This window comes from Sporosarcina sp. FA9 (genome assembly GCF_051550205.1).
Classification (GTDB): domain Bacteria; phylum Bacillota; class Bacilli; order Bacillales_A; family Planococcaceae; genus Sporosarcina.
This window is the reverse complement of sequence record NZ_CP188819.1, coordinates 2704364-2717732: the sequence shown is the minus strand read 5'-3', so window position 1 is coordinate 2717732 and position 13369 is coordinate 2704364. Positions and strand designations below refer to the sequence as shown.

The 13369-nt window shown below is 37.6% G+C and carries 13 protein-coding genes; 5 read left to right on the top strand and 8 right to left on the bottom strand.

Annotated features, from left to right (window positions below):
- Nucleotides 1–3 precede the first annotated feature (3 nt).
- The 4 genes from ACP8HH_RS13645 to ACP8HH_RS13630 are packed head-to-tail and all read right to left on the bottom strand — an operon-like array spanning nt 4 to nt 4636.
- Complete coding sequence (locus tag ACP8HH_RS13645) at nt 4–1485, bottom strand: Na+/H+ antiporter subunit D (RefSeq protein WP_438312167.1); 1482 nt, start codon at nt 1483–1485, stop codon at nt 4–6.
- Nucleotides 1478–1819 carry a Na(+)/H(+) antiporter subunit C gene (locus tag ACP8HH_RS13640; RefSeq protein ID WP_438312164.1) on the bottom strand — a complete coding sequence of 114 codons (342 nt, stop codon included), beginning with the start codon at nt 1817–1819 and terminating at the stop codon, nt 1478–1480. The genes ACP8HH_RS13645 and ACP8HH_RS13640 overlap by 8 nt, the downstream gene beginning before the upstream one ends.
- Nucleotides 1819–2241: a Na(+)/H(+) antiporter subunit B gene (locus tag ACP8HH_RS13635; RefSeq protein ID WP_438312162.1), complete on the bottom strand. Its 423-nt coding sequence runs from the start codon at nt 2239–2241 to the stop codon at nt 1819–1821. The genes ACP8HH_RS13640 and ACP8HH_RS13635 overlap by 1 nt, the downstream gene beginning before the upstream one ends.
- On the bottom strand, nt 2228–4636 hold the full coding sequence (locus ACP8HH_RS13630) for a Na+/H+ antiporter subunit A (protein WP_438312160.1): 2409 nt from the start codon (nt 4634–4636) through the stop codon (nt 2228–2230). The genes ACP8HH_RS13635 and ACP8HH_RS13630 overlap by 14 nt, the downstream gene beginning before the upstream one ends.
- 164 nt (nt 4637–4800) lie before the next feature.
- Here ACP8HH_RS13630 and ACP8HH_RS13625 point away from each other — a divergent pair, with 164 nt between their 5' ends.
- Entirely contained in the window at nt 4801–5361 is a 561-nt protein-coding gene (locus ACP8HH_RS13625) for a DUF5366 family protein (RefSeq protein WP_438312158.1), read from the top strand.
- A gap of 18 nt (nt 5362–5379) precedes the next feature.
- Here the strand turns inward: ACP8HH_RS13625 and ACP8HH_RS13620 are convergent, their stop codons facing one another.
- Together ACP8HH_RS13620 and ACP8HH_RS13615 are read right to left on the bottom strand one after the other, a co-directional pair.
- A complete protein-coding gene (locus tag ACP8HH_RS13620) occupies nt 5380–7239 on the bottom strand; it encodes a transglycosylase domain-containing protein (protein WP_438312156.1) in 1860 nt (619 codons plus the stop codon).
- A gap of 87 nt (nt 7240–7326) precedes the next feature.
- Nucleotides 7327–8559, bottom strand: a complete 1233-nt coding sequence (locus tag ACP8HH_RS13615; protein WP_438312154.1) for an MFS transporter — start codon at nt 8557–8559, stop codon at nt 7327–7329.
- A 128-nt stretch (nt 8560–8687) separates the two neighbouring features.
- Here ACP8HH_RS13615 and ACP8HH_RS13610 point away from each other — a divergent pair, with 128 nt between their 5' ends.
- The 3 genes from ACP8HH_RS13610 to ACP8HH_RS13600 are packed head-to-tail and all read left to right on the top strand — an operon-like array spanning nt 8688 to nt 10333.
- On the top strand, nt 8688–9446 hold the full coding sequence (locus ACP8HH_RS13610) for a peptidylprolyl isomerase (RefSeq protein WP_438312152.1): 759 nt from the start codon (nt 8688–8690) through the stop codon (nt 9444–9446).
- Between the two features lie 29 nt (nt 9447–9475).
- The gene (locus ACP8HH_RS13605) at nt 9476–10066 is read left to right on the top strand and encodes a peptidylprolyl isomerase (RefSeq protein ID WP_438312150.1); all 591 of its coding nucleotides are present in this window, start codon (nt 9476–9478) and stop codon (nt 10064–10066) included.
- 42 nt (nt 10067–10108) lie between these two features.
- Entirely contained in the window at nt 10109–10333 is a 225-nt protein-coding gene (locus ACP8HH_RS13600; RefSeq protein ID WP_438312148.1) for a hypothetical protein, read from the top strand.
- Nucleotides 10334–10355: 22 nt separating this feature from the next.
- Here the strand turns inward: ACP8HH_RS13600 and ACP8HH_RS13595 are convergent, their stop codons facing one another.
- Nucleotides 10356–11531 (bottom strand): MalY/PatB family protein, encoded by a 1176-nt coding sequence (locus ACP8HH_RS13595; RefSeq protein ID WP_438312145.1) that lies wholly within the window; start codon nt 11529–11531, stop codon nt 10356–10358.
- A 72-nt stretch (nt 11532–11603) separates the two neighbouring features.
- Between ACP8HH_RS13595 and ACP8HH_RS13590 the strand changes: the two genes are divergently transcribed.
- Nucleotides 11604–11864 carry a DUF1871 family protein gene (locus tag ACP8HH_RS13590; protein WP_438312143.1) on the top strand — a complete coding sequence of 87 codons (261 nt, stop codon included), beginning with the start codon at nt 11604–11606 and terminating at the stop codon, nt 11862–11864.
- 85 nt (nt 11865–11949) lie between these two features.
- Here the strand turns inward: ACP8HH_RS13590 and ACP8HH_RS13585 are convergent, their stop codons facing one another.
- Complete coding sequence (locus tag ACP8HH_RS13585) at nt 11950–13278, bottom strand: sodium-dependent transporter (RefSeq protein ID WP_438312141.1); 1329 nt, start codon at nt 13276–13278, stop codon at nt 11950–11952.
- Nucleotides 13279–13369: the final 91 nt, after the last annotated feature.

Sequence of the window (13369 nt, the reverse complement as noted above, 5' to 3'; positions counted from 1 at the left end):
CATCTACTCCTTTAAAACCGCATCAATATAGATAGACGGTTGTAATAATACGTCTGTTGCTTTCGTCATATAAGGAACAAGCCATTCGGTACCGACACCGTAAAAAATTGATAGTACGACTAGAGCGACAGCGGGGAACATCATCCGTCTATACGATCTTGTATTAGATTTTGGCAGTATAACGGGCTCTCCCCAAAATGCATACACAAAAATACGAATGACAGATAAAAGGACGATGAGGCTGGAACCAAGAATAACAATGCTCCCCCATACATTGCCCGCTTCAAATGCACCTTGAACAATGAGCAACTTACCTACAAAACCACTTAAAGGTGGTATTCCGGCAAGTCCAAACGCTGCTATTAAATACATCCATCCAAGTGGTGCATGGGTTTTCATAAGACCACCCATTTTGCGTAAGTTTGAAGTTCCTGTAATTGCTATGATAATGCCTATAAGTAGGAACAAGGCACCTTTGATAATCATGTCATGGATGAGATAGAAGAGGGCACCTGAAATACCTGCCTCATTCATTTGTGAAATACCAAACAATATTACGCCAACCGCTATAATAATATTGTAAATAATAATTTGTTTTACATCGAAGTAGGCTAAAGCGCCGATACAACCAGCAATGATTGTAAGGACAGATATCACCATTAAAAGCTGGTGAGTAAATCCAATATCATGGATGAAGAAAAGTGTATACGTTCGAGTTATTGCATATACTCCAACTTTAGTCAGCAATGCCCCAAATAAAGCTAGAACAGGTATTGGAGGTGCTGAGTAAGATCCCGGAAGCCAAAAATAAAGCGGGAATATTGCTCCTTTCACACCGAATACAATGAGAAATAGAACGGCTATTACGGTAATAATTCCAGTATTACCGATTTCCGAAATTTTCACTGAGATATCAGCCATATTCAGTGTTCCGACGACAGAATATAAGTAGGCAACGGTAATAACAAATAACGCAGATGAGATAACGTTAACAAGTATGTACTTAATAGATTCTTGAAGTTGTCTTTTTTCACCACCGAGAACAATTAGTACGTAAGAAGCTATTAATAAAACTTCAAAGAAAACAAACATATTGAATATATCACCTGTCGTAAATGCTCCGTTAATACCGGTTAACATAAACAATATGGCTGGGTAATAGAAGAAACGCTCGCGTTCTTTTCCAATCGCAGTAAAGCTATAAATTACGACAAATAGTGTTATAAGAATAGAACTCGTGACAAGCATAGCAGATAGCATGTCCGAGACCATTGAAATACCGAATGGTGCCGGCCAACTACCAAGAGTTATGGCTTGAATGCCATCCACTTTTACTTTTGTAATTAGAACGCACGAAGCAATTAAACTCAAGAGTAAACCTATTAAAGTTAGGGAGCGCTGTATCACTACATTTTCTTTAAAGAAAAGAAGTATGATACCGAAAAGAAATGGTAGTAAGATCGGGAATAATAGTAGATTAATCATGCTCGTCATTTCCCCTCATAAGATTCATATTGTCTGTTTGATGTTCACTATAGGTCCGGTATGCAAGGACAAGAATAAACGCAGTCACACCAAAGCTTATAACGATTGCTGTTAGTATGAGTGCCTGTGGAAGCGGATCTACGTAATCCGTCACACCCTCTGTGATTACCGGGGGCGCCATTCCACCTAGTCCGCCCATCGTCAAAATTAGGAGATGGGCACCGTGGCTTAGGAGACCTGTTCCCAGAATGATTTTCAAAATGCTTCTTGAAAGTATTAAGTACACTGCAGCCATGAATAAAATGCCAATGACAATCGCCATAACGAGTTCCATTATGCATCTCCCCCAATCGATTGAATAATAGTAAGAGTTGCACCTACTACAACTAGGTAAACACCCGCATCAAAAATCATTGCAGTATGCAGTGAAGTTTCACCAAACAAAGGCAAAGTAAAATCATCAAAAGCATGTGTAAAGAATGGCACATTAAAGAATATTGAAGCTGAAGCTGTTCCAAGCGCAAGTACTAAACCGATGGCCGTAACAATCGTAAAGTTAAAAGGAAGTGTTTTTTGGACAGTTTTTAAGTCAAATGCAAGCAAAAGTAGAATAAGTGCACTTGAAGTTAACAGTCCCCCAACAAAACCGCCACCAGGTGTATAGTGTCCTACAAAGAAAATATGAATTGAGAACATGAAAATAATGAAGAATACGACTTTAGTTGTCGTCTGTAAAATGACATCATTTGTTTTCATTCGTATTCTCCTTCCTGTTTTGTCGTAAACGAATCATAGCAATAACACCAATTCCCGCAATAGCAAGTACCGCAATTTCAAATAATGTATCGAATCCACGGTAGTCAACAAGGATAACGTTGACTATATTTCCTCCTCCAGCTTCTGTTGCTACCGTCTCTTTATAGTATCGAGATATTGAAGGGATGAATTTTTGTGAGTGTGCAGATAGGGCGACTAAAGTTACTGTTATTCCAACAGCCGCAGCAACAATAAGGTTTCCTACACGCAAGCCTTTCGATTCGCCATGATCTTTAAGTTTAGGTAGACGCTGAAAAGCCAATAAAAACAAGGCTACAGAAACGGTTTCGATTACAAGTTGTGTGAGTGCAAGGTCTGGTGCTTTAAAGATGATAAAGAATAGAGCAACAGAATAGCCAACTGCACCAAGTGCGATAATCGCTGCCAATCTCGTTTTTGCAAATAGTATCATGCACACTGCACTAACCAAAATGAAAGCAGTCATAACACCAAAAACACTTATAGGAGCCATGCTGCTCATATCCAGTTTAAAAGCATCTCGAATGAACAACGTAGCGGTTGTAATGGAAACTATGAAAACGAACATATAAATTAAATACGATCGAATGAGTCCCGTCATATAAAAACGTGATAATTTATTCATGCCACTTTCGCTAAGTACCATAACAGAATCATATAGGGCATTTAACGAGAAATAGTGTGGTTGAATATCGTAAAGGTTTTTCCATCTTGCCATTGTTATGAACAAAATAGTTCCTACCGCAATCAATGTAATTGTCATCCATAATTCAGGTGAATCAAATCCATGCCAAGCTGAAACGTGAATATCTACTTCAGATGGATGTTTGTATAAACCAGATTGAATCGCAACTACAGCAGGTTTCACAAGCAATTTACCAACTAAATTCGGAATAAAGAAGATTGCGACAACAAGGGATGCAAGAATAACAGGAGCAATTAGCATTCCTAAAGGAGCCTCATGTGGTGTTATCGGAAGAGCCTCTTTTTTCTTCTTGCCCATAAATGTCTTAACAACAAAGTAAAAACTATAAATAAACGTGAATACGCTTGCAATCCAAGCAATTATTGGAAATAGAATTCCCCAAGTCCCAAAGTTGAATAAATCAAATGAGCGAATTGCGAGCATGGATTGTAGGAATAGCTCTTTACTTAGAAATCCGCCAAATGGAGGTAAGCCTGCCATTGACATTGAACCAATAAAAGCTACGGTAAAGCTTATTGGCATAATACTCATCAAACCGCCAAGTTTCCGAATATCTCTTGTGCCTGTTTCATGGTCGACAATACCTGCAATCATGAATAGGCTACCTTTGAATACAGCATGATTTATTAGGTGGAAAATTGCCGCGAATATCGCAAATTTAAATATCGGATCATCCGAATGGTAAGCGATTGCACCTGCACCAAGAAGTGACATGATTAGACCTAGTTGGCTGACCGTAGAAAAAGCTAGAATTGCTTTTAGGTCGGTTTGCTTAACAGCAAAGACGGATCCCCAAAACAAAGTCAATAATCCTATCCCTGTAACAAGCCACACCCATACTTCCGAAACGGCAAATAATGGTGTAAGTCTTGCTACTAAGTAAAGTCCTGCTTTAACCATTGTGGCTGAGTGCAAATATGCACTGACAGGGGTAGGTGCCTCCATTGCATCAGGCAACCAAATATAGAAAGGAAATTGCGCTGATTTTGTAAATGCACCAATTAGAATTAGAACGAGTGCCAATATAAAAAACTCATGTCCAATAAATGTAGATGAATTCGCAATAAGTTCACGAATCGAATATGTACCGCCCATAATTGAGAGGAGAACAAATCCCCCAAGCATCATTAATCCGCCGAAAACTGTGATCATCATCGATTTCAATGCACCAAATCGAGAACGATCTCTTGTGTTCCAATAACCAATAAGTAAGAAAGATGAAATGGAAGTCAGTTCCCAAAACAGATAAAGTGATATCACATTATCTGACTGAACAACACCTAACATTGCACTCATAAAAATAAGAAGATAGACATAAAAGTTATTTAGCTTTTCTCGATTCTTATCCAGATAGAAAATAGAGTATAGAACAACGAGTGCACCAATACCTGTTATTAGTAAAGTGAAAAGAAGGCTAAGTCCGTCTATATAGGATACAAATGAGATGCCAAGTGAAGGAATCCATGAGAGTTCTGAAACGGCAGTTCCGCCATTCATCGTAATCCCGATGTACCCAATATAATAAATAAATAAAGTTAGTGGAACAAAAAGCACAAACCAACCTGTATGTATGACTTTAATTCTTTTGAAAAGCATTGGTACGAAAAATGCAGCTAGTATGGGTAAAAAAATGAGCAATACGAATTCCAAAGGAATCCTCCTTCCAGATGAGTAAATCAATATTCTTTGTATCGTTTAAAAGTATAACGCAAACAGTTTCATTTTGCATGAACGATTTTCTGTTCTTGTTGCTAAAATCAAGTCTCTTCTTATATTATAGAGAAAGCAAACTACTTTCCTTTTTGAGGTGTGAAATGAAGAATCCATACATATTTGGTTATTTACCTTTTGTTACAATCCTTCTTTTTAGCTTAACATTTGGCGTTCATATTGTAAGTGTGTCCGTTGAATTATTTAAAAGTATAGGTTTATATGCAGGGATGCGTGAGTTTTTAACGGATATGCAGTTACGTGTTTTTTTACTTGTTATTTACACATTGTTATTTTTCATGGTTTTTTCCGCACTAAAATTAATTGCAGAAACAATTCATGAAACGGCGATGTTGTTTTTTTCGAAAGATATTGATGGAAAGTCCTATAGTGAAGGACGCAGCGGAAACATTATATATTTTTTTGGAGCGCTAATTTCAGCTGGTGGGATACATTCACTGAAAGTATTAGTTGCCATTTTCATATTAACTACATTGATATATTTTATTTATCTCGTATTTAAACTAAGTAAATTCATGACAATGGTAAACACAATGGGGCTGATTGTTTTTGAATTTACAATTTGGAGTGCATTTATTTCAATTGTAATCTACATATTACTTAGATTGTATAATGGGGTAATTGCCAGCTTACCATTTATCTGAATTCGGCAGACTGAGTAGTTATTCACGCAACAGTGTGGAGAACATTTGCAAATGGATTTTTTGTTTACTTAATTCGGACATCGATTGTGGTTGGTCATATCCCACCCAAACTGCTGTAGTGTATTGCTCATTCATTCCGGCAACCCACAAATCTTTATCAGAGTTAGTCGTTCCAGTCTTAGCCCCTGTATATGGGTTCATATAAGAAATGCCACGCCCTGTTCCATTTACTACAACGTCCTTTAGCAAATCACGAATAATAGTCGTCGTTGTTGGTGACCATACTTCAATTTTCTCCTCATTCCACTCATAAAGAATAGTATTATTTTTATCTTTTACAGATCGAATTCCCCTAACAGGTATATACATCCCGTCAATAAAACCCGAATAAGCACCAGCTAGTTCCAGCGGAGTAACACCTTTTGTAAATCCACCAAGTGCAGCCGGATAAACCTCATCTTCTTTAGTAATGGATTGGAATTCGAAAGGTTCAAGGAAAGAAAATGCTTCCTCAATTCCAACTCCATCGAAAACCCTAACGGCTGCGGTATTATGGCTTAGACGGAATGCTTCTTTTATTGTAACGTTCCCGTAAACATATCCGCCGTAATTTATTGGACAGTATGTCCCAATACATAGTTTTCCACCGCTAACAATCATGTTTTCAGTATATGAAGGTCCACCACTTTCAAAGAAAGGTGCATATACAAGAAGTGGTTTGATGGCGGAACCTGGTTGTCTAAAGGCTTGATATGCTCTGTTGAAATCTGCCTTCTGATAATCTTTCCCGCCGTACAAGCTAATGATTTCCCTAGTATCATTATCGATTACAGCCGCACCAGCTTGTAGCCCGACTGGTTTTAATAACCTAGTAATTGCTTGTTCATCCTTCCTTTGTTTACTCGGTTCAAGTGCAGTCTCAACAATAATACCAGAAGATAAAACGTTCTTAATATGGTCGTTAAATAACCCCTCAATGCGTACTTTTTCTTCTATAGACGTTGCTTCAATTATCTTTTTTGTAAAACCATCTATATTCCCAATTAATTGCTTGAGCTCTGAAAGGATGTATGTAGAATATGTAGGAAATTCATTTAACTTCTTTTTAATGACCAAATCAATCGATGTTGATTTTAGGACGTTTGCTTCATCTACGGACATAACTTCATTTCTAACAAGTGTATCCAAAAGAAGTTCTTGTCTTTTTTTTGTTTGCTCGAAGTGGACAATCGGATCATACCGGGCAGGGTTATTCGGGATTGCAGATATGAATGCAATTTCTGCTTCATTCAATTCGGTTAAAGGGCGGGAGAAATAATATGTAGCGGCCGCACCAATTCCGTAAACCTGATTACCAAAATACATTTCATTCAAATACATTTCAAGGATCTCGTCTTTGTTAGATTGTTTTTCAAGTTCTGCTGCATAGAAAAGTTCGGTTACTTTTCGTTCATATGTTTTATCTGTTGATAAAAAGCGCATTCGCACAAGTTGCTGTGTAATCGTGGAACCACCTTGTGAAAGATTATCCGTCTTAGTATTTGCTATAAATGCGCGTGCAATTGCGGTTACATCATATCCTTTATGCTCGTAAAAACCATTATCCTCACTTAGTAAAAATAGTTGACGTGCAAAATATGGGATTTCAACTAGGAGTAGTGGTTCCCTCCATTCAATATATTCTTCTAAAAAAGGTATGCCATTTCGGTCTTTCATTACAATTGGAACGTCGAATTCAGGAGTAGAAAGTTCGATGGAATCAAGAATATAATTTTTAAAAGAATTACTGTTATTAATTTCAGAGACAATTGATTTTTGAACAAAGAATAGAATCGGGAATGCCATTATGATAATAAAATAACCAACTAATTGTCTCAATAACTAGCCTCCAGTCCCACCATTTCTTGATAAAAGAATAGCACACTCTTATGAGATTGAGTGTGCTGAATTGTAAATTAGAAGTAATCAGGCCTTTCCATTTTGGTCGACTGAGGCGAGATAATCCTCAAAGTCCTGTACAGGTTTTTTTCTTGCGTAATAAAGGACTGCAAATCCAACTAGGAATAGAGACGCTGTAACGATGAAAACAGAAGAGATACCAATAAAACCACTTACGATACCTCCGAAAATCGGACCGATAATATTTCCGAGAAAGCGGAAACTCGTATTGTAGCCCATTACTTCTCCTTGAATTTGGATGGGGGCTTCTCTTCGAACAAGTGCCGTTGTAATAGGAATCATTCCTCCGACGGCTATACCAAATAATAGGCGACAAAGAATGAGTTGCCAAAGTTCTGTGACAAATGCTTGTGGAATAATAAATATAAAAGAGAGTAGAAGAAGAATCGATAATACCTTTTCATATCCCAAATCATCTCCTAGTTGGCCCCACTTTCGGGCAAAAAGAAGATTTCCTAGACCCGCTGCACTAAAAGTTACACCTGCAAGAAAGGCAACGTCATTAGAATCGGTTAGTTCAGAAACATAAAGCGATAGTAAAGGTTGTACGCTGAAGTTACCGATTTGAATAAGTGTGGTAACAATCATTACATTAAGCATAAGGCGGTGATGCAATAGGCCCCTCAAAATAGCTTTTCGCGAATACCTAACTAGTTTTGTGCTTTTTACAATGATTTGTTCTTTTAAAGCAAAAAGGATTATAAATGCAGCAAGTGTAATTGAGATTGCTGTAATGATGAATGTGTACTTAAATCCAAATGCATCGGCAAGTAAACCGCCAAAAATCGGTCCGAATAACATACCGGTCACACTGCCCATTTGCAAAGTACCTAGCATTTTACCGGCTTCGCTTTTTGCAGTGTGTGCTGAAATAAAAGCAAGAGATGTAGGAATAAATCCAGTTACAACGCCCATTAAGAGTCTTAAAATGAAAAATGCCTCAACTGAATGAACAAATCCCATTAAAAAGATGGAAGTCGCAATACCAAATCCATTAATAAGTAAGATTGGTTTAAAACCATGCTTATCGGCAATCCGACCCCATATTGGAGACATAAGGAACGCAGAGATAAACGTAGCACCGAAAATTAACCCAGACCACTTTTGAACGTAAGCAGGAGAGTGATCACCGAATGTCTCTATGTATAATGATAAAAAGGGCATAATCATTGTGGTCGTTCCGGCAACAAGGAAGTTGCAAATCCAAATTATAATAAAATTGCGTTTGTCAACATCCATTAGTAAACCTTCTTTCTAAAGCCATGCACTAATCTTAGTATAAATCAGTTCGGTTGCCGAAGGAAGAAACGTGCTTATTTATCGAAATTAAGAAAGTGATATGTTAAACTAAATCGGGGTGAATAATCATGAGAAAAATACTATTCTCGCTACTAACAGTCCTTTTTCTTGTTATTCTTACTGCTTGCGGTAAAGGAGCAGAAGATGGAAAGACTACAGAGAAGGACGAAACCACCAATCAAGATCAAGCGGAAGATACGAACGCGAGTGATGTTGAAGAGGGAAATATTGACTATCCACAGCTGACGACGGAAGTTGCAGATAATGAGGCACTCGTTATCATGAACACGACGTTAGGGTCAATAAAGATTAAACTATTTCCAGGAATTGCACCCAAAGCTGTTGAGAACTTTTTAACACATGCTGAAAATGGGTACTATGATGGCATCATTTTCCACCGTGTAATGGATGAATTTATGATTCAAGGTGGAGATCCAACAGGTACAGGCGGTGGCGGTGAAAGTGTTTTCGGCGGAATGTTTGAAGATGAATTTTCCGAAAAAGCATTTCATTTTCGCGGAGCCCTATCGATGGCAAATGCAGGTCCCAAAACAAATGGTAGCCAGTTTTTCATCGTACAAAAAAATGATGTAGAGGATGCTTCACTTAACCAGGAAAAAGACCTCAAATATTCAGCCACTGTTAAAGATGCGTATATTGAATTGGGTGGTACACCACATTTAGATCATATGCATACAGTGTTCGGACAAGTTGTCGAAGGAATGGACATCGTGGATAAAATCGCTAAAGTAGAAGCTGAAAATACTCGCCCTGTTACGGATGTAGTAATCGAATCTATTGAAGTTTTACAAAATCCAACAAAATAAACTAAATTAAAAACAAGGAGGCAACAAATATGTATCCACAACTTACAAAAGAAGTTGCAGCAAATGAAGCACTTATCGTTATGAACACAACTATGGGTCCAATTAAATTTAAACTGTTCCCGGAAATTGCACCTAAAACAGTGAAAAACTTTTTGACACATGCTGAAAATGGTTATTATGATGGAATTATCTTCCACCGTATTATTGAAGACTTTATGATTCAAGGTGGCGACCCTACAGGAACTGGTATGGGTGGAGAAAGTATTTATGGGGATTCATTTGAAGATGAATTTTCTACAAAAGCATTCAATTTGCGCGGAGCACTTTCAATGGCAAATGCGGGACCTGGAACAAATGGTAGCCAGTTCTTTATCGTTCAGGCATCAAGTCTGCCAAAAGGAACAGCTAAACAGCTTGAAAAAGCAGGTTTCCCTGTAGAAGTCTGTGCTGCATACGAAGAACTTGGCGGAACACCACATTTGGATCACAAACATACAGTATTTGGTCACGTCATCGAAGGCATGGATGTTGTTGATAAAATGGCAGCAGTGAAAAAAGGTCGTCAAGACAAGCCTGTAGAAGATATTTCAATTGAATCAATTGAAATTATCCAAAAATAACACAAGCCTTGTGAAATATTTAAAGTGAGGAAGTGAACGTAATTGAACGTTCTATTGATGCCGTTCCTTTACTTTCCAGAAGATAAATCAGAATATATACCGGCGTTTATATCTATGGTATTCTTTGGTATTTTATTGATATTAACGTTTAGGTGGATTTTACGATATTCGAAGAAGCAGGAATTAGAAACAAAAGAAATGGAAAACCGAATTTTACTTGAACGTCAAGAAGAAAAAGAAAAAGAAAAACAGCATTCTCAACTCTGAGAATGCTGTTTTTCTTTAAGAATTAATCTGTTAATGCATGTATAAAGCGTTTTACGCCATCTTCAACTACTGAGCGTGAAGTTGCAACATTCATGCGGAGAAAACCGCGACCTGATTCACCGTATTTTGTACCTGGTTCTAGTGCAAGTTTCCCTTTATTTAAGAGCTTATCCATCACTTCTACCTCTGTTAGACCAGTTCCGCGGTAGTCGATCCAAAGTAAGTACGTTCCACCAGGTTTCTCGATTTTGACACCGGGTACGGATTTCATTATTTCGCTTATACAATAGTCCATATTTGAAGAAATAACTTCTAACAAATTTTCAAGCCATGGTCCGCCTTCATTATAGGCAGCTTTTAAAGCGGCGGCTGCAAACGGGCTTAGTGACATTTGACCGTGAGCCATTGAATTTTGTTCGAGTTTCTCTCTAACTTCTGTATTTGTTGCAATCATGATTGATGCTTGGACACCCGCTAAGTTAAATGTTTTAGTTGGTGCAACACAAGTGATTATCCGATCTGATTCTTTGCCGGCAATAGCCCCGAGGGAAATGTGCTTATTTCCAGGAAAGACCAAATCCGCATGTATTTCATCAGACAAAATGAGAACATTATATTTTGCACAAAGTTCTAGAATTTGTCTAAGTTCTTCTTCTTTCCAAACTATCCCGCCTGGATTATGAGGATTACATAATATGAAGAGTTTCACATTTTTTTGCAAAGCTTTCTCGAATTCAACGAAATTAATTGAGTACGTATTGTCAGTTTCAGTCATCTCACATTCAACAATTGTTCTTTGCATTCTTTCGGGAATTTGGAAAAACGGTGGGTAAACGGGTGTTGTAATAAGTATTGCATCATTTTTAGAAGTAAAGGTTTCGATAACAGAAGCGATTGCGGGAACAACACCTTGATGGAATAACATCCAGTTGTTTTCAACATTCCAACCGTGCCGTTCGGCTAGCCAATTACGTACCGCATCTTTACATTCTTCACATATGTATGAATAACCAAAAACACCATGATCTAGACATTCTTTCATTGCATTTATTACCGGTTCAGGAGCGGCGAAATCCATGTCTGCTACCCACATAGGTAAAACATCTGAAGCGTCTTTAATTCCGAAAACTGCTTCCATATTACCCCACTTAATAGAGCGTGTATTTCGTCTATCAATAACATTTTCAAATCGTTTCAAAACTATCCCTTCTTTCCTTTTTATTCTCTTATGTTATCATATAACTATTAAAAGAAAAACTAGGTGAAGTTGATGTATACAATTGGAATGGATAAAAAAGCAATTGCAATTCTTGAAAATTGGGATCCATTTAACGAAGGCAAAAAAGCAAATGCACTTGAAATTGCTGATGTTGTTTTGGAATTACACAGTCTAGACGATCCGACCGATCTTGCAAAACGTATCCGGGAAATTTATGAACATTCTCATGAGTTATGGATACCTATAGAGAATTGTGTGCAAGTCTCTTATAAGCTTTTAGCAGTTAAGTATGAAGCGAAAAGCATCGTTTAACAAAATAAAAAAAGGCATACTCAAGGAAAATCCTTAGTATGCCTTTTTTATGACTAAATTGAATTATAAATAATAAAAAAATTATTTAATTAATAACTTCAAAGATCCAAGTACCAAAAATTATTAGTATAGCGATAGGAGCTGCGAACCGAATCAGAAATCTCCAAAGTATAGTTAACTTAGGGTGCATATCGAGTTCTTCGCTGGTTTGTGCTTTTGTTAGGACAAACCCAGCAAATAGTGAAATTAAAAGTGCGCCAATTGGCATTCCAATCCTACTAGTAATCAGGTCTGCAAAGTCAAAGATTGTTCCTCCAAAAATAGTCACTTCTGAAAGTACACCAAATGATAAGGCACTAGGAATACCAATAATGAAAATTAAAATTCCGAAAACCCATGCTGCTCGTTTCCGGCGATCATACTTTGCCCGAATTCCAGTTGAAACAACAATTTCCAACATGGATATCGAAGAAGTTAGTGTTGCAAAGAGCATTAATATAAAGAAGACAATCATAAATATATTTCCAAAAGGAATTTGTCCGAATATAGCTGGAAGAACAACGAAAATCAATCCAGGTCCTTCTGCCGGGGAATGTCCCAGAGCGAAAACGGCTGGAAATATAACAAGTCCTGCAAGTATGGATATGATAATGTTTAAAATCGTAACATTTAAGGCGGAGCTTCCTAAACGTTCTTCCTTTGGTAAATAGGAAGCATATGTCATCATGCCTGTAACTCCTACGCTTAGGGAGAAAAATGCTTGACCAAGTGCAAGAATAAATGTTTCACCTGTAAGTAGGGACCAGTCAGGTATAAATAAAAATCGAACACCTTCCATAGCGCCTTCTAAAGTTAAAGAACGAATGGCAAGAATGATAAAGAAAATAAACAGAAGTGGCATCATCCATGTACTTGCTCTTTCGATTCCCGCTTTTATGCCGCCTTGGACAATCCAAATGGTAAGGAGCATAAATACGGCTTGTGCAAGTAAGACTTCGACAGGATTAGCCGTGATGGATTCAAATAAAATACTGTGATCCACAACATTGAGATTTAAGGCAAGGGCTCTGACTAAATAAGATAAAATCCATCCGCCTACGACGCTGTAAAAAGACAGAACGATAAATGCAAAAGCGAAGCCCAACCATCCGAGGAAAAACCACTTTTTACCCTTCGCAAGTCGTTTAAGTGATGTAACCGCATCGGCCTGCCCCATTCTTCCAACGACAAACTCAGCAAGTAATATTGGAAGCCCTATCGCGATAGTGCTGATGATGAATAATAAAACAAACACACTTCCACCGTTTGTACCTGCCATATAAGGAAACTTCCAAATCGCACCAAGTCCAATGGCGCTACCCGCCGCAGCAAGAATGAATCCTATTTTTGATGTCCACTGTTCACGTGGGGCCATAAGTAATCACAATCCTTAACAATAAATTTTGTTGAAAATAAATTAGTATAATAAAAAAGTTGTGAAACAATTAAACAACAACATTCGTATC